This is a genomic window from Streptomyces sp. MMG1121 (genome assembly GCF_001280015.1).
GTDB lineage: Bacteria > Actinomycetota > Actinomycetes > Streptomycetales > Streptomycetaceae > Streptomyces.
The window spans coordinates 83,269-103,620 of record NZ_LGDV01000119.1 but is presented as its reverse complement, the minus strand read 5'-3'; the positions used below and the strand labels follow the sequence as shown (position 1 = coordinate 103,620).

Sequence of the window (20,352 nt, the reverse complement as noted above, 5' to 3'; positions counted from 1 at the left end):
GCATCATGAGGGCGCCTGCCCCGGTCGGCCGAGGTTCAGCCGAGGGACGTCATCACGTGCTTGATCCGCGTGTAGTCCTCGAACCCGTACGCCGACAGGTCCTTGCCGTAACCGGACTTCTTGAAGCCGCCGTGCGGCATCTCCGCGACCAGCGGGATGTGCGTGTTGATCCACACGCAGCCGAAGTCGAGCCTCTTGGACATGCGCATCGCGCGGGCGTGGTCCTTGGTCCACACCGAGGACGCGAGGGCGTACTCGACGCCGTTGGCCCACTCGACGGCCTGGTCCTCGTCCGAGAAGGACTGGACGGTGATGACCGGTCCGAAGACCTCGTTCTGGATGATCTCGTCGTCCTGCTTCAGGCCGGAGACGACGGTCGGGGCGTAGAAGTAGCCCTTGTCGCCGACCTGCTGGCCGCCCGCCTCGACCTTGGCGTGCGCGGGGAGGCGCTCGATGAAGCCCGCGACCTGCTTGAGCTGGTTCGGGTTGTTCAGCGGGCCGAAGAGGACGTCCTCGTCGTCCGGCTGACCGGTCTTGGTCTCGGCGGCCGCCTTGGCGAGCGCGGCCACGAACTCGTCGTGGACGGACTCCTGGACGAGGACGCGGGTCGCGGCCGTACAGTCCTGGCCGGCGTTGAAGAAGCCCGCCACCGAGATGTCCTCGACGGCCTTGGCGATGTCGGTGTCCTCGAAGACGACGACCGGGGCCTTGCCGCCGAGCTCCAGGTGGACGCGCTTGAGGTCCTTGGAGGCGGACTCGGCCACCGACATGCCCGCGCGGACCGAGCCGGTGATCGACGCCATCGCCGGGGTGTCGTGCTCGACCATCAGACGGCCGGTGTCGCGGTCGCCGCAGACGACGTTGAAGACGCCCTTGGGCAGGATCGAGCCGATGATGTCGGCCATGAGGACCGTGGAGGCGGGGGTGGTGTCCGAGGGCTTCAGGACGACCGTGTTGCCCGCGGCGATCGCCGGGGCGAACTTCCACACGGCCATCATCATCGGGTAGTTCCAGGGCGCCACCTGGGCGCAGACGCCGACCGGCTCACGGCGGATGATCGAGGTCATCCCCTCCATGTACTCGCCGGCCGAGCGGCCCTCCAGCAGTCGCGCCGCACCCGCGAAGAAGCGGATCTGGTCGACCATCGGCGGGATCTCCTCGGAGCGGGTGAGCCCGATCGGCTTGCCCGTGTTCTCCACCTCGGCCGCGATCAGTTCCTCGGCGCGCTCCTCGAACGCGTCCGCGATCTTCAAGAGCGCCTTCTGGCGCTCGGCCGGGGTCGTGTCGCGCCAGGCCGGGAAGGCGCGGGCGGCGGCCTCCATGGCGGCGTCCACGTCCGCCTGCCCGGACAGCGGCGCGGTCGCGTACGCCTCGCCCGTCGCGGGATTGACCACCTCGGTGGTCCGTCCGTCGGCGGCGTCCCGGAACTCACCGTCGATGTGGTTGCGCAGACGACGCAGCTCGGTGCTCACTGCCGGCCTCCTGATCTGGTTCTCACTGTCCGCTGACTGAGACACCCACCCTAGTCGCCGGGGCCACGTTTTCAACACCCCCGACGCCATCGGTTCTGCGAAATCCGCAAGACTGGGAGTCTCAAACAACGAATTTCATCGCTGGAGGGTTGCGAAACTGTCGAGACGTCGTGCACAGTGAGGTCGTGGCCAGTCGAAGCGCAGACCAGAGGGACTCGTCCCGCGAGTCCAGGAACGGCACCCCGACGTTGGATGCCGTCTCCCTCGCCATCATTCAGCAGCTCCAGGAGGACGGCCGCCGGCCGTACGCCGCGATCGGCAAGGCCGTCGGCCTGTCCGAGGCGGCCGTGCGCCAACGCGTCCAGAAGCTGCTGGACCAGGGCGTGATGCAGATCGTCGCCGTCACGGACCCGCTCACCGTGGGCTTCCGCAGGCAGGCGATGGTAGGGATCCACGTCGAGGGCGATGTCGAGTCGATCGCGGACGCGCTGACCGCCATGTCGGAAGTCGAGTACGTGGTGATGACCGCGGGCTCGTTCGACATCCTCGCCGAGACCGTCTGCGAGGACGACGACCACCTGCTGGACGTCATCAACAAACGCATCCGGGCACTTCCCGGCGTGCGCTCCACCGAGAGCTTCGTCTACATGAAGCTGAAGAAGCAGACCTACATGTGGGGAACCCGATAACCGTGACCCAGAAGGACCTCAGCCGCACCGCGTACGACCACCTGTGGATGCACTTCACCCGCATGTCCTCGTACGAGAACTCCCCCGTCCCGACCATCGTCCGGGGTGAGGGCACCTACATCTACGACGACAAGGGCAAGCGCTACCTCGACGGTCTCGCGGGCCTGTTCGTGGTCCAGGCCGGTCACGGCCGCACGGAACTCGCCGAGACCGCCTTCAAGCAGGCCCAGGAGCTGGCCTTCTTCCCGGTGTGGTCGTACGCCCACCCGAAGGCCGTCGAGCTGGCCGAGCGTCTCGCCGACTACGCCCCGGGCGACCTGAACAAGGTCTTCTTCACCACCGGTGGCGGCGAGGCCGTGGAGACCGCCTGGAAGCTCGCCAAGCAGTACTTCAAGCTGCAGGGCAAGCCGACCAAGTACAAGGTCATCTCCCGTGCGGTCGCCTACCACGGCACCCCGCAGGGCGCCCTGTCCATCACCGGCCTGCCGGGCCTGAAGGCCCCCTTCGAGCCGCTGGTGCCGGGCGCGCACAAGGTGCCGAACACCAACATCTACCGCGCCCCGCTCTTCGGCGACGACCCCGAGGCCTTCGGCCGCTGGGCCGCCGACCAGATCGAGCAGGAGATCCTCTTCGAGGGCCCCGACACCGTCGCCGCGGTCTTCCTGGAGCCCGTGCAGAACGCCGGCGGCTGCTTCCCGCCCCCGCCCGGTTACTTCCAGCGCGTGCGCGAGATCTGCGACAAGTACGACGTGCTGCTCGTGTCGGACGAGGTCATCTGCGCCTTCGGCCGCCTCGGCACGATGTTCGCCTGCGACAAGTTCGGCTACGTCCCGGACATGATCACCTGCGCCAAGGGCATGACCTCGGGCTACTCCCCGATCGGCGCCTGCATCGTCTCCGACCGGATCGCCGAGCCGTTCTACAAGGGCGACAACACCTTCCTGCACGGCTACACCTTCGGTGGTCACCCGGTGTCGGCCGCGGTGGGTCTCGCCAACCTCGACCTGTTCGAGCGCGAGAACATCAACCAGCACGTGCTCGACAACGAGGGCGCCTTCCTGCAGACCCTGCAGAAGCTGCACGACCTGCCGATCGTCGGCGACGTCCGCGGCAACGGCTTCTTCTACGGCATCGAGCTGGTGAAGGACAAGAACACCAAGGAGTCCTTCAACGACGAGGAGACCGAGCGCGTCCTGTACGGCTTCCTCTCCAAGGCGCTGTTCGACAACGGTCTGTACTGCCGTGCCGACGACCGCGGCGACCCGGTCATCCAGCTCGCCCCGCCGCTGATCTCCAACCAGGAGACCTTCGACGAGATCGAGCAGATCCTGCGCGCCACCCTCACGGAGGCGTGGACCAAGCTCTGATCAGTCCGACTGGATGATCAATCCGGCCCCGGCGCCCTCCGTTCGAGTGAGAACGGCGGCCCGGGGCCGTGTGCTGTCCGGCCTGCCCACGACGGCTGCCTAGCGTTCCAGTGACCGATCAGCCCAGCCTTCGTTCCCCCGTACGAGGGAACAGGCACGGGACATACGGATCAGAACCGAGGTGTACGCCCATGGAGGCCCCGCCGGACAACGACGTGCTCTGGGCACGCTCGCTGCACTTCAGGCACCCCGACGGCTCCCCCGGGCTCGCCGGTATCTCGCTCGAGGTGCGGCAGGGCGAGGTCTTCGCCGTCACCGGCCCGCGCGGCAGCGGCAAGACGACCCTGCTGCACTGTCTGTCGGGCCTGGTGCCGGTGCGCAACGGCGAGGTCTGGTTCAACAGCGTGCCCGTGCACACCCTGGGCCCGGCGGCCCGGGAACGGCTGCGCCGGGACCGCTTCGGCTGGATCGACCCCGCCCCGGTCCTGATCCCCGAGCTGAACGCCTGGGAGAACGCCGCGCTCCCCCTGATGCTGCGCGGCTTCGGCCGCCGCCGGGCCAAGGTGGCCGCGCTGGAGTGGCTGGAGCGCCTCGACGTCGGCGACCGATCCCGCTGCCGTCCGCGCGCACTGCACCAGGCCGAACGCCAGCGCGTGGCGATCGCCCGGGCGCTGGCCCCGGCCCCCTCGGTCCTCTTCGCCGACGAGCCGACGGCCCCGCTGCACCGCGCGGACCGCACCCATGTGCTGCGGACGCTGACCACGGCCGCCCGTTCGCACGGCATCACCGTCGTCCTCGCCACCGCCGACCCCGACATCGCGGCCCTCGCCGACCGGACGGTCGCCCTGCTGGACGGGCGCCGCGTGCGGACCCTGCACCTGCCGGCGGCCACGGAGACGGAAGGCCGGGCCGCGTGCTCGCTCTCCGTCTGACCCGCGCTGCCCGGCCCGCCGTCCAGCTGCGCCGCCTGCTGGTCGCCGCGGCCTCGACGGGCACCGGCTTCCTCCTGCTGTCCTGCCTCGGCTACGCCCTGCGCCACCCGGAATCGGCGGACGCCGCCGCGCTGCGTCTGGTCTGGTGCGCCGTTCCGCTCGCCGCCACGGCCTACCTCGCGCTCGCGGTCGCCCGCACCGACCCCGGCACCCGGGCCCGCACCGGCCTGTCCGCGGTGGGTCTCGGCCCGGCCCGGCTGATGGCCATGTCCGCCCTGACCACGGCCCTGTCCTGCACCCTGGGCTCGCTGCTGGCCCTGCTGGTCTTCCTCCGTCTGCGCGGCGACCCGACGGGCCTGCCCTTCGGGGGTACGGCGGCGGACTTCCTGGCGGCCGACCAGCCCCTCCCGGTCCCGGCCGCCCTGACGCTGCTGCTCCTGGTCCCGGTCCCCGCGACGGCGACGGTGGCCCTGTTCCTGCGTCCGAGGGACCCGCGCCCCGCCGCGGGCCGCCGCAGATTCGGCCGCTTCGGCGCGTACCGCCGCTCGACGGCCCAGGAGACGTTCGGGACGTACGGCAGGTTCGGCGCGCGCCGCGACCGGCCGCCGGCCGGCAGCCGTACCTCCGAAGCCGCCGCCGACCCGGACGACAGCGGCGACGCGACAGCCCCGGACACCGGGACCGGGACCGCCCCCGAGCCGCCGGTCCAGGACCCCGAACCGGCCAGGACCATTCCCGCCTCCCAGGGGACCCCCGCAGGCCTCCCCTGGGGCACCTCCGTCCTGGTCACCGGGCTCGCCGTGCACTCCTACGCCGGCCACGAGGCCCTCGCCGTACTCCTCGGCTGGCTCCTGATCGCCACCGGACTGGTCCTGGCCGCGCCCGGCCTCACCCATCTGTGCGGCCGGCTGCTCCAGTCCGTCCGCCCCGGTGCCCTGCGCCTCCTCGCCGGCCGGGCGCTCATGGCGGAAGCCACCCGCATCGGCCGCCCCCTGGGCGTCGTCTGCGCGGTCGCGTCGGCCGGCTACGCCATGACCACGCTGTACACCGGTCCGGCACCGGCCTTCGGCCCGCTGACCACCCTCGGCGCGGCGCAGGTCACCGGCTGCGCGGTCGCCACCCTCCTCACCGCGGCCGTCGAGACCCGCCAGTGCCGGGCCGACACCACCGCCGCGCTGCTGCGCCTCGGCGCTCCGGCCACGATGCTGCGCGCGGCCGCGGCCCTGCGCGCGGCGGCCCTGCTCGCCGTGTTCGGCCCGCTCACGCTCGCCGTCGCCACTCTCGCCGCCCTGCCCGCAAACCGCTGAGGGGCCCGCCGCACGACTTCCCCGGCGGCCGATGAGTTCTGGCGGGGCCCCCGGTCTACCTCACCGGACACGCTGACCCCAGCACCCACCAGCACGGGAGAGAGACCCTCATGTACCAGCAGATGATCTTCGTGAACCTGCCCGTGAACGACCTCGACGCCTCGAAGAAGTTCTTCACGGAGCTGGGCTACACGATCAACCCCCAGTTCAGCGACGAGAACGCGGCCTCCGTGGTGATCAGCGACACCATCGTCGCGATGCTGCTCACCAAGCCGTTCTACTCGACGTTCACCAAGAAGGCGATCGCGGACGCGACGACGACCAGCGAGGTGCTGATCTGCCTGAGCGCGCAGAGCCGCGCGCAGGTCGACGAGCTGGTCGACAGGGCGATCGCGGCCGGCGGCACCGCCACCGGCCAGACCCAGGACCACGGCTTCATGTACGGCCGCGCCTTCGACGACCTCGACGGCCACACCTGGGAGGTCATGTGGATGGACCCGGCCGCGGTCCAGGGCTGACCGCCGGGGTCCCCCATCGCGCCTGGCACGGGCGGGCGGCTCCGGCACCCGCCCAGCCGCACCGCGCCGCCCGTGACCGCCACACCGAGTCGCCCGCCCGGACCACGTAAACGCCCCGGTGGTTAATAAGCAGGCAAAGCCAACAGCCGTTGCGGGCATATGCATTGACACTGCTGACGAAGCGCTTATAGACCTGTGAGCCTCCTGGGGGTACCGGGGCTTCACCCTCATCCGTGGCCCCAACTCCCCCTCAGCCCCCCGCAGTTATGCACTCTGTAAAGGACAAACGTGTCCATAACTCGCCGCAGCGCACGCCGTTCCGTGCGCATCCTCGGTGTTGCCTCCGCATCCGCCGCCGTGGTGCTGGGCCTGTCCAGCTCCGCCCTCGCGTGCAACATCCGTGACTTCAAGGCCGAAGCCAAGTGCGACGGCGCCAAGGGCGTCATCGTCGTCACCGACACCGACGTCTCCGGTACCTCGGCCACCGTCTCCGTGTTCCTCGAGAACAGCGGCGGAGTCGAGAAGCAGGTCGGCCAGCTGGAGGTCAAGGGCTCCGCCGCGGGCACTCCGGTCACCTTCTCGGAGGACTGGAAGCCGAGCGCGACGTACCGCGTCCACGTCAAGGCGGGCAACAACCTCGTCGACGAGGACATCGCGGGCGGCCTGACGACCCCGGCCACCGCCTGCAAGACCGAGAGCTCCACCCCGACCCCGTCGGCCTCCCCGACGCCGAAGCCGTCGCCGTCCCAGTCCACCCCGGCCCCGTCGGCGTCCCCGACCCCGTCGGACTCCGCCTCCAGCTCCGCCCCGGCGAGCGCCGCTCCGGGCAACGCGCCGTCGCCGGCGGCCGGCAGCTCGAACCTCGCCGAGACCGGTGCGGACTCCAACACGGGCCTGATCGCCGGCCTCGCGGGCGCGCTGGTCGTCGTCGGCGGCGGCGCGGTCTTCTTCGGCATGCGCCGTCGTGGGGCGCGCGGCGACAACTGACGCCCCGCCCCGCCGCTCCACCACCGCGGCCCGTCCCCCTATCCCCAGGGGACGGGCCGCGGTCGTGTGCCGGAACCCCGTCAGCCGAAGGTCGCCCGCTCCAGCCAGAACTCCAGCAGCTCCCGCTCGCCGAGGACCTCCAGCCCGGGGCTGTCCAGGGGCAGCCGGCGGTAGAAGGCGAGCAGCACGGAGGTGAGCGGGCCGCGCAGGGCGACCGTGGCCTTCTCGTGGCCGCGCCGCCAGGTGATCGCCTCCTGGCCCAGGTCGATCAGCCACTCGGCGTTCAGCGCCGGCTCGGTGTCGGTGGCGTGCAGATGGATGGTGCTGTCCGGCCGGACTAGGTCCCGCGCCGGGTCCTTCGGCATGGTCCGCTGCGCCCACTCCACGATCTGGAGCCACTCGTCCAGCGCGTCCGCCGCGATGTCGGGCGCGACCTCGTAGGGCAGTCCGGCGGCGAGCGTGGCGTCGGCGCGGTGGACGGTGATCTCGTGGGCCATACGACGGGCCCAGAAGCCGGCGTTCAGCACCCCGGCCCACGCCCACACCGTCGCGTCCGGACCGGCCTCGCGCAGTGCGCCGACGACCAGTTCGCCGGTCTCGGCGAGCCACTTGTCCAGGGCGGCCGCGTCGCCCCGCTCCTCGGGTCCGCCGGCCAGCGGGACCCGCTCCGGCGGGACGTTCTCCTGCGCCCGGGTACGGACGAGGGTGTCCACCCAGCGCAGGGCGCCACCCGTGTGTCGTACGAGATCCTCCAGCGACCACTCCGGGCAGGTCGGCACGGTCGCGGACAGGTCGGCGCCGGAGGTCAGCACGGACCTCAACTGCTCGACCTGGTGGGCGATTTCATCGCAGTAACGGTCATGCGCGAGCAAAGTCATGCCCCTTACCCTAGGGCCCGAAGATCAGTCGAGCACGACGATTTCAGCCACGTCGAACTCCACGCCCACCGCGTCCCCGACCTCCGGCGCGTCCCGCAGCGCGCAGGCCGCCTCCAGGCGCGGTCCGTCCCCGGGCTGGAGACGGACGGCCACATGGGTGCCCTTGAAGGTGCGGGCGGTCACCGTGCAGCACAGGCCCGCGTCGGCCGCCACGAGCCGTACGCCGGCGGGCCGGACCAGCAGCGTGCGCGCGCCCTGCGGGGAGCCGTCGGGCACCGGCAGCTTGCCCCACGGGCTGTCGGCGGCCGCGGCGACGACGGTCGCCGGGACCACGTTGTCGAAGCCGAGGAAGCGGGCCACGAAGGCGTCGGCGGGCCGCTGCCAGACCTCAAGAGGCGTGCCGGACTGCGCGATCCGCCCGTCCCGCATCACCACCACCCGGTCGGCCAGCGCGAACGCCTCGCCCTGGTCGTGGGTCACGGCGAGCACGGTCGTGCCCAACCGGCCGAAAAGCTCCCTCAGTTCGACCACCAGACGCTCCCGCAGCGAGCGGTCGAGCTGGCCGAGCGGCTCGTCCAGCATGAGCAGCCGGGGCTTCGGCGCGAGCGCGCGGGCGAGGGCCACGCGCTGCTGCTCGCCACCGGACAGGGAGGCCACGGCCCGCCGGGCGGCCCCCGGCAGCCCGACCAGCTCCAGCAACTCCCGCACCTCGGCGTCCCGTTCGCTCTTCGCCACGCCGTGCATACGCAGTCCGAAGGCCACGTTCGCGCCGACGTCCCGCTGCGGGAAGAGCTGGTGGTCCTGGAACATCAGGCCGACGCCCCGCTTGTGCGCGGGCACGCCCGACTGGTCGCGGCCGTCCAGCAGAACCCGTCCGCCGGCCAGGGGCTGGAGCCCGGCGACCGCCCGCAGCAGGGTCGACTTTCCGCTGCCGCTTGGCCCGAGCACGCACACCACCTCGTGCTCGGCGACGTCGAGGCCGACCGTATCGAGCACGGCCCGGCCGCCGAAGCGCACGGTCGCGGTATCGAGGCTGAGCAGCATCAGAACTCCCCCGTCCGGTCGGTGCGCAGCCGCTCCAGGATCAGCAGCGCGGCGGCGCACACCACCATCAGAATGGTCGAAAGAGCCATCGCCTGGCCGTAGTTGAGGTCTCCGGGGCGGCTGAGCAGCCGGGCCACGGCGACCGGGAGCGTGGGGTTGTCGGGCCGAGCGATGAACACGGTCGCGCCGAACTCGCCGAGCGAGACGGCGAACGCGAACCCGGCCGCGACCAGCAGCGCCCGCCGCACCATCGGCAGATCGACCTCGCGCCACACCCGCCAGGGCGAGGCACCGAGCACGGCGGCGGCCTCCCTGAGCCGGCCGTCCACCGCGCGCAGCACGGGCAGCATGGTCCGTACGACGAAGGGGGCCCCGACCAGCGCCTGGGCGAGCGGGACGAGGATCCAGGACTGTCTGAGGTCCAGCGGCGGCTTGTCGAGGGCGATCAGGAAGCCGAAGCCGACGGTCACGGCGGACACGCCGAGCGGCAGCATCAGCAGCGCGTCGAAGCCCCGTACCAGCCGTCCCGCGTCCCGGCGGGCCAGCGCGGCGGCGGCGAGACCTCCGATCACCACGGCGATGGCGGTGGCGGCGACGGCGTACTGCAGCGAGGTCCATACGGCGTGCACGGGCGCCACCAGGAACGTACCGCCGTCGGCGTTCGCGAGCGCCCGGTAGTAGCCGAAGCCGGGGGCGTCGAGGGAGCGCTGGACGAGGACGGCGAGCGGCAGCACGATCAGCAGCGCGATGGTCGCGAACACCCCGGCGAGCAGCGCCCGCTGTCCGCCGCCGCGCGGGCGCCGGGCGGTCACCGACGCGTCCACCAGCCGCAGCGCGGTCTCCCGGCGGCGCACGGTCCAGGCGTGCACGGCGAGGATCGCGCCGACGGCCGCGAACTGGAGAAGGGTGAGGACGGCGGCCGTGGAGAGGTCGAAGATCTCGGAGGTCTGCCGGTAGATCTCCACTTCGAGGGTGGAGAAGGTGGGACCGCCGAGGATCTGGACGACGCCGAAGGAGGTGAAGGTGAACAGGAACACCATCAGGGCGGCGGCGGCCACGGCGGGTGCGAGGGCCGGCAGGGTGACCTTGCGCCAGGCGCGGAGCGGCGAGGTCCCCAGCATCCGGGCGGCCTCCTCCTGGCGGGGGTCGAGCTGCGCCCACAGCCCGCCGACGGTCCGTACGACGACCGCGTAGTTGAAGAAGACGTGCGCCAGCAGGATCGCCCACACCGTGGTGTCCAGCCGTACGCCCCACAGCTCGTCGAACAGCCCGCCGTGCCCGACCAGCGCGAGGAACGCGCTGCCGGCGACGACGGTCGGCAGCACGAAGGGGACGGTGACCACGGCCCGCAGCACCTGCTTGCCCGGGAAGTCGAGGCGGGCGAAGACGTAGGCGGCGGGCAGCGCGAGGAGCAGGGTGAGCGCGGTGGAGGCGAGCGCCTGCCAGGTGGTGAACCACAGCACGTGCCGGATGTCCGGCTGCGTGACCACGTCCGCGATCCGCCCGAACTGCCAGGCGCCGTCCACCTTCAGCCCGCGCGCGACGATCGCGGCCACGGGCCAGGCGAAGAACAGCGCGAAGAACACGACGGGCAGGGCCATGAGCCCGAGCCGTGCCGCGTTTCCCCGCCGGTGTTTCCCTACTTCAGTACGAGTGACGTCCACGACTTGACCCACTGGTCGCGGTTGGCGGCGATCTTGCCGGGCGCCATGGTCTCGGGATGCTGGGCGGCCGGGCCGTACTCGGTGAACTCGGCGGGCACCTTCGCCCCCTTCAGCACCGGGTAGACGTACATGTTCAGCGGCATGTCCTCCTGGAACTCCTTGGAGACCAGGAAGTCGATGAACGCCTTGGCGCCCTTGGTGTTCCTGGCGTTGCTGAGCAGCCCGGCGAACTCGATCTGCCGGAAGCAGGTCCCGCTCGCCACGCCGGTCGGAGCGGTGCTGGGCCGCTTCTTGGCGTAGATCACCTCGGCGGGCGGCGAGGAGGCGTAAGACACCACGAGCGGCCGGTCACCGCCGGCCTTCTTGCCCTCGGAGGAGCCGGAGAACTCCTGGTAGTAGGCCTGCTCCCAGCCGTCGACGACCTTGACTCCGTTGGCCTGGAGCTTCTTCCAGTACTCCGGCCAGCCCTTGTCGCCGAACTGCGCGGCGCTGCCCAGCAGGAAACCGAGGCCGGGCGAGGAGGTGGCGGCGTTCTCGGTGACCAGGAGGTTCTTGTACTCGGGCTTGGCCAGGTCGGCGAAGGACTGCGGCGGGGTCAGCTTGTGCTTGCTGAAGTACGCCTTGTCGTAGTTGACGCAGATGTCGCCGTAGTCGACGGGCGTGACCCGGTGCTCGCCCTGGTCGAGCTGGTAGGCGGCGCCGACCTGGTCGAGGCCCTTGGCCTGGTACGGCTGGAAGAGGCCGTTGTCGAGGGCGCGGGAGAGCAGGGTGTTGTCGACGCCGAAGAAGACGTCGCCCTGCGGGTTGTCCTTGGTGAGGATGGCCTTGTTGACTGCCTGCCCGGCATCGCCGTCCTTGAGCACCTTGACGTGGTAGCCGGACTGCTTCTCGAAGTCCTGGAGCACGCTCTTGGACACGGCCCACGAGTCATGGCTGACGAGGGTCACGGTCTTGGAGTCGGCAGACGACTTGCCGCTGCTGGAACCGCATGCGGACAGGCTGATCAGGCCGAGGCCGACCACGGCGGCCACGAGGGTCTTGTTGTGCACTGGATGTCCTCCTGGGGGTTGGCCAGGAAGAACGCGGCCCTGCCCGGCCTGTGCGAAGACGGCCGGGCAGGGCGCAACAGCTCGAGTGATGACCGAACTTCCTACCCAGAATGACCTGGGCGAGGTTCAGAGGGTCTGCGGCCCTGTCCGCCGCACTCTCAGCGCTGTGGCGCTCCCCTGTCGGAATATGAAGATGTGATGGAACGCTGCCAGATTACCGCTCGGTGGCCGCGAGCTGACCACAGGCTCCGTCGATCTCCTGGCCCCGGGTGTCCCGGATGGTCACCGGCACCCCGTGGGCGGCGATTGCCTCCACGAACGCCTTCTCGTCCTCGGGCCGCGAGGCGGTCCACTTCGAGCCCGGCGTCGGGTTGAGCGGGATCAGGTTGACGTGCACGGGCCTGCCCTTGAGCAGCCGGCCGAGCCGGTCACCACGCCAGGCCTGGTCGTTGATGTCGCGGATGAGCGCGTACTCGATGGAGAGCCGGCGTCCGCTCTTCTCGACGTACTCGAACCCGGCGTCGAGCACCTCGCGCACCTTCCACCGCGTGTTCACGGGGACGAGGGTGTCGCGCAGTTCGTCATCGGGGGCGTGCAGCGAGATCGCGAGCCGGCACTTGAAGCCCTCGTCGGCGAACCGGTGGATCGCCGGGACGAGCCCGACCGTCGAAACGGTGATCCCGCGCTGCGAGAGCCCGAGCCCGTCGGGCGCGGGGGCGGTGAGCGCCTGGATGGCTCCCACGACCCGCTTGTAGTTGGCGAGCGGCTCGCCCATGCCCATGAAGACGATGTTGGACAGCCGCGCGGGCCCGCCGGGCACCTCGCCGTCCCGCAGCGCGCGCATGCCGTCGACGATCTGGTGGACGATCTCGGCCGTGGACAGATTCCGGTCCAGGCCCGCCTGTCCGGTGGCGCAGAAGGGGCAGTTCATCCCGCAGCCCGCCTGCGAGCTGATGCACATGGTGACCCGGTCCGGATACCGCATCAGCACGGACTCGACCAGCGTCCCGTCGAACAGCCGCCACAGCGTCTTGCGCGTGGTGCCCTGGTCGGTCGACAGATGCCGGACGACGGTCATCAGCTCCGGGAACAGCGCTTCTTGCAGCTTGTCGCGCGAGCCGGCGGGAATGTCGGTCCACTGCTCCGGTTCGTGCGCGTACCGCGCGAAGTAGTGCTGCGAGAGCTGCTTGGCACGGAACGGCTTCTCACCGATCTCGGCCACGGCGTCCTTGCGCTCGGCGGGCGTGAGGTCGGCGAGGTGCCGCGGCGGCTTCTTGGCTCCGCGCGGGGCGACGAAAGTGAGTTCTCCGGGCTTGGGCATGGTCCTACCAGTGTCGCAGATCGAACAGGGTGGCCCGAGTGCGTGCTCTTGTGAAGCCCCGACCTGTGAAGTTCTGCCGACGAACGGTCGGGTTTCCTGGTAGGCCCTTGTCGCACCCTTTGCCGTGCCGTAACAACAGGCGCCATGAACCTTTTCGGCCGCAACTCCCACCACCGGCGCGCGCAGCCGCCTGCCGCGCCCGTGGCGACCGCCGTCCCGGCGGGCGGTGCCACCGCCACCGCCGTTCTGCCCGATCCCACGCTGGCGTCCCTCACCGGCGAGTGGATGATCGATCCCGCGCACAGCAGGATCGGGTTCTCGGTCAGGCACGCGATGGTGACGACGGTGCGCGGCGCCTTCCTGGAGTACGAGAGCCGTCTGTACTTCGACGGCCGCGATCCGGCCCGCTCCCGGGCCGACATCGTGCTGTACACCGCCAGCGTCGACACGGGCGTGGAGCAGCGCGACGCGCATCTGGCCGGCCGCCAGTTCCTGGACGCCGCGAGCTTTCCGCGGATGACCTTCACGAGCACCACCGTGCAGCTCGCGGACAAGGACGTGTACCGCATGACCGGCGACCTCACGATCAAGGACACCCGCCGCCCGGTCGTCCTGGAGCTCGCCTACATCGGTCATGTGACGGACCCGTTCGGCTACGAGCGCGTCGGCTTCGACGGCACCACCACGATCAACCGCTCCGACTGGGGTCTGACCTACGACGCCCGGCTGGCCCAGGGCGGGGCCATGGTGAGCGAGACGGTCCGCCTCCAGTTCGACATCGCGGCCATCCGCGCTACCCCCACGGCCTGAGACCGCCGTATACGACAGTGCCCCCGTCCTGTGTGGAGGACGGGGGCACTGCCGTACGACGCCCGGCTCACGCGGAGCCGACGAAGATCACCAGCAGCAGCCAGACCACCGGCGCGGTCGGCAGCAAGGAGTCCAGGCGGTCCATGATGCCGCCGTGGCCCGGCAGCAAGGTGCCCATGTCCTTGATGCCCAGGTCGCGCTTGATCATGGACTCGCCGAGGTCGCCCAGGGTGGCGCTGGCCGCGACCGCGAGGCCCAGCAGCAGGCCCTGCCACCAGGTCCCGTCGTCGATCAGGAACCGCATGCACAGCGCGCCCGCGACCATCGCGAAGGCGACCGCGCCCAGCAGGCCCTCGCGGGTCTTGCCGGGGCTGATGCGCGGGGCCAGCTTGTGCTTGCCGAAACGCCAGCCGACGGCGTAGGCGCCGGTGTCGCTGACGACGGTCAGGAGCAGAAAGGTCAGCACGCGCCAGGGGCCGTCGGCGGCGGTCAGCATCATCGCGACGAACGTGGCCAGGAACGGCACGTAGAACGCCGCGAAGACGCCCGCCGTGACGTCCTTGAGATAGCCCTCCGGTGACTCCGTCATACGCCAGACCAGGACCGCGAGGGCGGTCAGGGCCATGGCGACCCACGCCCCCTCGGCTCCGCGCACATACCCGGCGACGACCATCGCCGCGCCGCCCACCGCGAGCGGCGCCAGCGGTGCCTTGATGCCCTTGCGCTCCCGCAGCCTGCTGGTCAGCTCCCACAGACCCACGACCACGGCGACCGCGACCACGCCGACGAACACGGCCTTGTAGACGAACAAGGACGCGACGATCACCACACCGAGTCCGACACCGACCCCTATGGCCGCGCTCAGGTCACGGCCCGCGCTCTTCTTCTGCGGCGCTGGCGCCGGCTGGGGGGCGTCGGGCATGGGCTCCGGATTCTGGTTCTCGGCCGGGAGGGACCCGGCCGGTGAGGGCTCGGGCCTGACCTCGTTGTGGAACGGGGGGCCGCTCGGCCGAGCGGCCCCCCGTTCGTCGTCCTGGTCTCCGCCATACGCGGGTACGTCGGGCACGATGGGCATGGGGCGAGTGTGCTGCGCCTCAGGCGCATCGTACGTGGGACCCGCCGGGGCGGCTCCCTGGACGGGCCCGCCCCCGGTGGGCCCCCAGTAGCCGACCTGACCCGACGGCGGCGCCCCCCAGGATGACTCGCTCATCAGACTTCGAGCAGCTCCGCTTCCTTGTGCTTCAGAAGCTCGTCCACCTGGGCGACGTACTTCGCCGTGGTGTCGTCGAGCTCCTTCTCGGCACGGCGGCCCTCGTCCTCGCCGACCTCGCCGTCCTTGATCAGCTTGTCGATGGCGTCCTTGGCCTTGCGGCGCACGGAGCGGATGGAGACCTTGGCGTCCTCACCCTTCTGCTTGGCGACCTTGATGTACTCGCGGCGCCGCTCCTCGGTCAGCTCGGGGAACGTCACACGGATGATGTTGCCGTCGTTGCTGGGGTTGACGCCCAGGTCGGAGTCGCGGATCGCCTGCTCGATGTTGCGCAGCGCGCTCTTGTCGAAGGGCGTCACGACCGCCATGCGCGGTTCCGGCACGGAGAACGAGGCCAGCTGGTTGATCGGCGTCAGGGCACCGTAGTAGTCGGCCACGATCTTGTTGAACATTGCCGGGTGCGCACGGCCGGTGCGGATCGCGGCGAAGTCCTCCTTGGCGACCACGACGGCCTTCTCCATCTTCTCCTCGGCCTCGAGGAGGGTCTCTTCGATCACCACTTGCTCCTGCGTGTCTTGAGTAAGGCCCGGCTACGTCCTCGTCGGGGCGGCGGCCGGCTGCGTCGCGTCTTCTTCCTGCACGGTTCCGGACCGGCAGGACATTGTCCATCCCCCGGCCAGGGCGCGTCCCGCCCGTCCCCCGGACAGGCGGCCCACCCCGATGACGGGGGTGCCGGTCAGCTCCGGCTGCCCTGCTCGCCGACCAGTGTGCCGATCTTCTCACCCTTGACGGCCCGAGCGATATTGCCCTCCGCGAGCAGCTCGAAGACCAGGATCGGAAGCTTGTTGTCACGGCACAGCGTGACGGCGGTGGCGTCGGCGACCTTCAGGTCGCGGGTGATGACCTCGCCGTAGCCGAGGGCGTCGAACTTGACGGCGTCCGGGTTGGTCTTCGGGTCGGAGTCGTAGACCCCGTCCACGCCGTTCTTGCCCATGAGCAACGCCTCGGCGTCGATCTCCAGGGCGCGCTGGGCGGCGGTGGTGTCGGTGGAGAAGTACGGCATGCCCATACCGGCGCCGAAGATGACCACGCGGCCCTTCTCCAGGTGGCGCACGGCGCGCAGCGGGATGTACGGCTCGGCGACCTGGCCCATGGTGATGGCGGTCTGCACCCGGCTGTCGATGCCCTCCTTCTCCAGGAAGTCCTGGAGGGCGAGGCAGTTCATCACGGTGCCGAGCATGCCCATGTAGTCGGAGCGGGCCCGGTCCATGCCGCGCTGCTGGAGTTCGGCACCGCGGAAGAAGTTGCCGCCGCCGATGACGACCGCGATCTCGGCCCCGTCGCGCACGACGGCAGCGATCTCGCGGGCGATCTTGTGCACCACGTCCGGGTCCACGCCCAGGCCCCCGCCGCCGGAGAAGGCCTCTCCGGACAGCTTCAGCAGAAACCGGCCGCGTACTTTGCCGTCGTCGCTCTTCTGGGCCTTGGTGGTCATGGGAGATCCCGCCTCTTTCACGTGTTGCACATACGAAGAAGGCCATTGCCGGTGGGGTCGCTTTTCGCTCCCATTCGCGGCAATGGCCTCCTCGTCAGATCTGCTGCCGTCCGCCGCACGCCCGGGTGTGGCGGTGTGCACGGACGACTGCTGTCGACCCTATCGGGATTTCTCCGTGGGTCGCGCGTCGATCGCGGTACGGACTCAGATGCCGACCTTGATGCGCGTGAAGCGCTTCAGGGTGACACCGGCCTCGTCCAGAACCTTCTGGACCGACTTCTTGTTGTCCAGCGCGTACGGCTGGCCGAGCAGCGTGGCGTCCTTGAAGAAGCCGTTGAGGCGACCCTCGACGATCTTCGGCAGGGCGGCCTCGGGCTTGCCCTCGGCGCGGGTGGTCTCCTCGGCGACGCGGCGCTCGGACTCGACGACCTCGGCCGGCACGTCCTCCTTGGAGAGGTACTTCGGCGCGAAGGCGGCGATGTGCTGGGCGACGCCCTTGGCGATCTCGGCGTTCGGCTTGTCCAGCTCGACGAGCACACCGATCTGCGGCGGCAGGTCGGGCATGGTGCGGTGCATGTAAGCCGTGACGTAACCGCCGGAGAACTGCGCGAAGCGGTCCAGGACGATCTTCTCGCCGAGGTTGGCGTTGGCCTCGTCCACGAACGCCTGAACGGTCTTGCCGGCCTCGATCTCGGAGGCGAGCAGGGCCTCGAGGTCGGCCGGGTTCGTCTTGACGACGTGCTCGGCGATCTGGTTGGCGACGGCCTGGAACTTCTCGCCCTTGGCGACGAAGTCGGTCTCGCACTTCAGCTCGACGAGAACGCCGGAGGAGTTGTCGTCGGCGATGATGGAGACCACGGCGCCGTTCTCGGCGGAGCGGCCCTCGCGCTTGGCGACGCCCTTCTGGCCCTTGATACGGAGCGCCTCGACGGCCTTTTCGACGTTGCCCTCGGCCTCGTCCAGCGCCTTCTTGCAGTCCATCATGCCGGCGCCCGTGAGCTCACGGAGCTTCTTGACGTCGGCGGCGGTGTAGTTCGCCATGAGTCTGTGAGTCTTTCTCGAAGTCTGGAAGATCTTCAGATCCGCACGGTTGCGTTCCACAGACAGCTGTAGCCGCGGAGCGCGTACATCGTGCCGACCTACGGGTGAACAGCGGGGGCGGACTTCACCGCGCCGCAGGCGCGATGGAGTTCAGTACCGCCCCCGCTGTCAACGCCTGAGTCAGGCCTGCTCGCCCTCGGCGGCCTTCTCCTCGACCGGAGCGGCCTCGGCGGCGGGGGCCTCAGCCTCGGCGGCGGGGGCCTCAGCCTCAGCGGCGGCCCCGGCAGCGGGGGCCTCGGCAGCCGGAGCCTCAGCGGCCGGGGCGGCCTCGTCGGCCTTCTTCTCACCCTCGAGCAGGTCGCGCTCCCACTCGGCGAGCGGCTCGCCCGCGGCCTTCTCGCCCTTGTCGCCGGTGGCGACACGGGAACGGGAGATGAGGCCCTCGGCGACGGCGTCGGCGATCACACGGGTCAGCAGGGTGACGGAGCGGATCGCGTCGTCGTTGCCCGGGATCTTGTAGTCGACCTCGTCGGGGTCACAGTTCGTGTCGAGGATCGCGACGACCGGGATGTTGAGCTTCCGGGCCTCGCCGACCGCGATGTGCTCCTTCTTGGTGTCCACGATCCAGACGGCGCTGGGAACCTTGGACATCTCGCGGATACCGCCGAGGGTCTTCTCCAGCTTGGCCTTCTCGCGCGAGAGCACGAGAAGCTCCTTCTTGGTCAGACCGGACGCGGCGACGTCCTCGAAGTCGATCTGCTCAAGCTCCTTGAGGCGCTGCAGACGCTTGTAGACGGTCGAGAAGTTAGTGAGCATGCCGCCCAGCCAGCGCTGGTTCACGAAGGGCATGCCGACGCGGGTGGCCTGCTCGGCGATGGCCTCCTGCGCCTGCTTCTTCGTGCCGACGAACATGACCGTGCCGCCGTGGGCGACGGTCTCCTTGACGAACTCGTAGGCGCGGTCGATGTACGACAGCGACTGGAGCAGGTCGATGATGTAGATGCCGTTGCGCTCGGTGAAGATGAAGCGCTTCATCTTCGGGTTCCAGCGACGGGTCTGGTGACCGAAGTGGACGCCGCTCTCCAGCAGCTCCCGCATCGTGACGACGGCCATGGCCGTTCTCCTTGGTGTTCTCGGTTGTGCCGCGGATGCCGGACGGCTCCCGCGCCTGACGCCCGCGGTGCGCCGTGCCACGAAGGACCGAGAGGCGCTGACACCGGCTTGTGATCACCAGATGTCGGGGCGTGCGAAGTCGACCCGGTGACCCGGATCGCCAGAAGAAGTGTACGGGAACGTCAGGGCACCGGGTGACGCCGCTGTCCACAACCGGGGAGTGGTCCACAGAGCCGGGCCGTGCTCGGCGGGATGCGGGACCGTGGGACGCATGCCCCTCATGCGACGAATGATGCGTCGGCTCTTGTGCTGGGCGGGTCCGCCGACCGTGCTGGCGGTGCTCGCGCTCACTCCTGCGACCTGGGCCCGCGCGGATCCCCCGGCCCCCGCTCCGGCCCCCGTCCGGGTGCCGCCGATCGCGCGCGCCTGGCCGGTGGGCGTACGGCCGCCGGTACTGCGCGGCTGGGAACCCCCGGCGACGGCGTACGGCCCGGGGCACCGGGGCGTGGACCTGTCGGCACCGGCCGGCTCGGCCGTACGGGCGGTGGCGGCGGGCCGGGTGTCCTTCGCGGGGCGGGTGGCGGGACAGGGGGTGGTGGCGGTGCGCCTGGCGGGGACGGACCTGCGGACGACGTACGAGCCGGTGCGTGCCTCGGTGAAGAAGGGTGACGCGGTGCGGGCGGGGGATGTGGTGGGGACGGTGGAGCCGTCGGGCACGCACTGCCCGACGGCATGCGTGCACTGGGGTCTGCTCCGAGGGGAGACCTATCTGGACCCGCTGCTGCTGTTGCCCCCGTGGTTGCTGCACAGGGGTCCGTCGAGACTGCTGCCGGTGTGGGGGGTGCCGCTCCCGGCGGGCTAGGGGCGCTTCAGCCCGTCACGCCTCGCAGCACCATGGCCACCGCGGTGTCCGTCACCACACCGGGATCCTCGGCAGCCCCCAGCTCGATCCTCCGCACCGCCGCGTCCACCACTCCTTGCAGCAGCATCGCAGCCAGCCGGGGCTGCTCGTGCCCCAGCTCCCCGAGCGCCTCGACGATCATCGCGACCAGCCCGCCGTGCGCCGCCCGGATCTTCTCCCGCGCCCCTGCGTCCAGTTCACTCGCGGAGATGGCCACGACCGCCCGGTGCCGCCGGTCCCCGACCAGCGCCAGCTGCCGGCGCACATACGCCTCGACCTTGCCCTCGGCCGACGTCTCCCGCTCCATGGCGGCGGCCACCTCCGCCGCCCACAGCGGGAAGTCGACCTCGCACAGCTCCTCGACCACGGCGGCCCGCGACCGGAAGTACTCGTACACGGACGACCGCGCGAGCCCCGTCCGCTCGGCGAGGGCCGGGAAGGTCAGCGCCTCCGTCCCGCCCTCGGACAGCAGGGCTCGAGCCGCGTCCAGCAGGGCGGCTCGCTGCATCGACCGGTGCTCGGCCACGGAGGCCGCTCGAATCCTTGGCACGTCG

At 70.5% G+C, this 20,352-nt stretch carries 20 protein-coding genes and 1 riboswitch; of the genes, 8 read left to right on the top strand and 12 right to left on the bottom strand.

Features of this window, described 5'->3' with window-relative positions; translation table 11 throughout:
- Nucleotides 1–35: 35 nt before the first annotated feature.
- Complete coding sequence (locus tag ADK64_RS13255; RefSeq protein WP_053658429.1) at nt 36–1,472, bottom strand: gamma-aminobutyraldehyde dehydrogenase; 1,437 nt, start codon at nt 1,470–1,472, stop codon at nt 36–38.
- A 170-nt stretch (nt 1,473–1,642) separates the two neighbouring features.
- Between ADK64_RS13255 and ADK64_RS13250 the strand changes: the two genes are divergently transcribed.
- The 6 genes from ADK64_RS13250 to ADK64_RS13225 all read left to right on the top strand — a co-directional run bounded on the left by ADK64_RS13250 (nt 1,643) and on the right by ADK64_RS13225 (nt 7,272).
- Nucleotides 1,643–2,161, top strand: coding sequence for an Lrp/AsnC family transcriptional regulator (locus ADK64_RS13250; protein ID WP_053658427.1), 519 nt, complete (start codon nt 1,643–1,645; stop codon nt 2,159–2,161).
- Nucleotides 2,146–3,528, top strand: coding sequence for an aspartate aminotransferase family protein (locus ADK64_RS13245; protein ID WP_078992633.1), 1,383 nt, complete (start codon nt 2,146–2,148; stop codon nt 3,526–3,528). The genes ADK64_RS13250 and ADK64_RS13245 overlap by 16 nt, the downstream gene beginning before the upstream one ends.
- 191 nt (nt 3,529–3,719) lie before the next feature.
- Nucleotides 3,720–4,460 (top strand): ABC transporter ATP-binding protein, encoded by a 741-nt coding sequence (locus tag ADK64_RS13240; RefSeq protein WP_053658423.1) that lies wholly within the window; start codon nt 3,720–3,722, stop codon nt 4,458–4,460.
- The gene (locus ADK64_RS13235) at nt 4,442–5,767 is read left to right on the top strand and encodes a hypothetical protein (protein WP_053658421.1); all 1,326 of its coding nucleotides are present in this window, start codon (nt 4,442–4,444) and stop codon (nt 5,765–5,767) included. Before ADK64_RS13240 ends, ADK64_RS13235 begins: the two co-directional genes overlap by 19 nt.
- A 110-nt stretch (nt 5,768–5,877) precedes the next feature.
- Nucleotides 5,878–6,285 (top strand): VOC family protein, encoded by a 408-nt coding sequence (locus ADK64_RS13230; RefSeq protein WP_053658419.1) that lies wholly within the window; start codon nt 5,878–5,880, stop codon nt 6,283–6,285.
- A gap of 288 nt (nt 6,286–6,573) precedes the next feature.
- The gene (locus tag ADK64_RS13225) at nt 6,574–7,272 is read left to right on the top strand and encodes an LAETG motif-containing sortase-dependent surface protein (RefSeq protein WP_234384550.1); all 699 of its coding nucleotides are present in this window, start codon (nt 6,574–6,576) and stop codon (nt 7,270–7,272) included.
- An 80-nt stretch (nt 7,273–7,352) separates the two neighbouring features.
- Here the strand turns inward: ADK64_RS13225 and ADK64_RS13220 are convergent, their stop codons facing one another.
- From ADK64_RS13220 to rlmN, 5 genes are all read right to left on the bottom strand, one after another.
- On the bottom strand, nt 7,353–8,150 hold the full coding sequence (locus ADK64_RS13220) for a maleylpyruvate isomerase family mycothiol-dependent enzyme (RefSeq protein ID WP_053658415.1): 798 nt from the start codon (nt 8,148–8,150) through the stop codon (nt 7,353–7,355).
- A 24-nt stretch (nt 8,151–8,174) separates the two neighbouring features.
- Entirely contained in the window at nt 8,175–9,194 is a 1,020-nt protein-coding gene (locus ADK64_RS13215; protein ID WP_053658413.1) for an ABC transporter ATP-binding protein, read from the bottom strand.
- On the bottom strand, nt 9,194–10,795 hold the full coding sequence (locus ADK64_RS13210) for an ABC transporter permease (protein WP_053658412.1): 1,602 nt from the start codon (nt 10,793–10,795) through the stop codon (nt 9,194–9,196). The genes ADK64_RS13215 and ADK64_RS13210 overlap by 1 nt, the downstream gene beginning before the upstream one ends.
- A 38-nt stretch (nt 10,796–10,833) precedes the next feature.
- A complete protein-coding gene (locus ADK64_RS13205; RefSeq protein ID WP_053658410.1) occupies nt 10,834–11,907 on the bottom strand; it encodes a thiamine ABC transporter substrate-binding protein in 1,074 nt (357 codons plus the stop codon).
- Nucleotides 11,908–11,987: 80 nt separating this feature from the next.
- A riboswitch (TPP riboswitch) is annotated at nt 11,988–12,096 on the bottom strand.
- Nucleotides 12,097–12,121: 25 nt separating this feature from the next.
- Nucleotides 12,122–13,228, bottom strand: coding sequence for a 23S rRNA (adenine(2503)-C(2))-methyltransferase RlmN (gene rlmN, locus ADK64_RS13200; protein ID WP_053658408.1), 1,107 nt, complete (start codon nt 13,226–13,228; stop codon nt 12,122–12,124).
- A gap of 144 nt (nt 13,229–13,372) precedes the next feature.
- On the opposite strand from rlmN, the gene ADK64_RS13195 reads away from it, so the two are divergent.
- Nucleotides 13,373–14,038, top strand: a complete 666-nt coding sequence (locus ADK64_RS13195) for a YceI family protein (protein ID WP_053658406.1) — start codon at nt 13,373–13,375, stop codon at nt 14,036–14,038.
- Nucleotides 14,039–14,105: 67 nt separating this feature from the next.
- On the opposite strand, the gene ADK64_RS13190 is transcribed toward ADK64_RS13195, so the two are convergent.
- From ADK64_RS13190 to rpsB, 5 genes are all read right to left on the bottom strand, one after another.
- Complete coding sequence (locus tag ADK64_RS13190) at nt 14,106–15,248, bottom strand: phosphatidate cytidylyltransferase (protein ID WP_053658404.1); 1,143 nt, start codon at nt 15,246–15,248, stop codon at nt 14,106–14,108.
- A complete protein-coding gene (frr, locus tag ADK64_RS13185) occupies nt 15,248–15,805 on the bottom strand; it encodes a ribosome recycling factor (RefSeq protein WP_053658493.1) in 558 nt (185 codons plus the stop codon). Before frr ends, ADK64_RS13190 begins: the two co-directional genes overlap by 1 nt.
- Nucleotides 15,806–15,984: 179 nt before the next feature.
- Entirely contained in the window at nt 15,985–16,743 is a 759-nt protein-coding gene (pyrH, locus tag ADK64_RS13180; protein WP_053658402.1) for a UMP kinase, read from the bottom strand.
- Between the two features lie 204 nt (nt 16,744–16,947).
- On the bottom strand, nt 16,948–17,784 hold the full coding sequence (gene tsf / locus ADK64_RS13175; protein ID WP_053658400.1) for a translation elongation factor Ts: 837 nt from the start codon (nt 17,782–17,784) through the stop codon (nt 16,948–16,950).
- Nucleotides 17,785–17,964: 180 nt separating this feature from the next.
- Nucleotides 17,965–18,897, bottom strand: coding sequence for a 30S ribosomal protein S2 (rpsB, locus tag ADK64_RS13170; RefSeq protein ID WP_053658398.1), 933 nt, complete (start codon nt 18,895–18,897; stop codon nt 17,965–17,967).
- A 289-nt stretch (nt 18,898–19,186) separates the two neighbouring features.
- Between rpsB and ADK64_RS13165 the strand changes: the two genes are divergently transcribed.
- Complete coding sequence (locus ADK64_RS13165; protein ID WP_053658396.1) at nt 19,187–19,759, top strand: murein hydrolase activator EnvC family protein; 573 nt, start codon at nt 19,187–19,189, stop codon at nt 19,757–19,759.
- A gap of 7 nt (nt 19,760–19,766) precedes the next feature.
- On the opposite strand, the gene ADK64_RS13160 is transcribed toward ADK64_RS13165, so the two are convergent.
- Nucleotides 19,767–20,324 carry a TetR/AcrR family transcriptional regulator gene (locus ADK64_RS13160; RefSeq protein WP_053658394.1) on the bottom strand — a complete coding sequence of 186 codons (558 nt, stop codon included), beginning with the start codon at nt 20,322–20,324 and terminating at the stop codon, nt 19,767–19,769.
- Nucleotides 20,325–20,352: the final 28 nt, after the last annotated feature.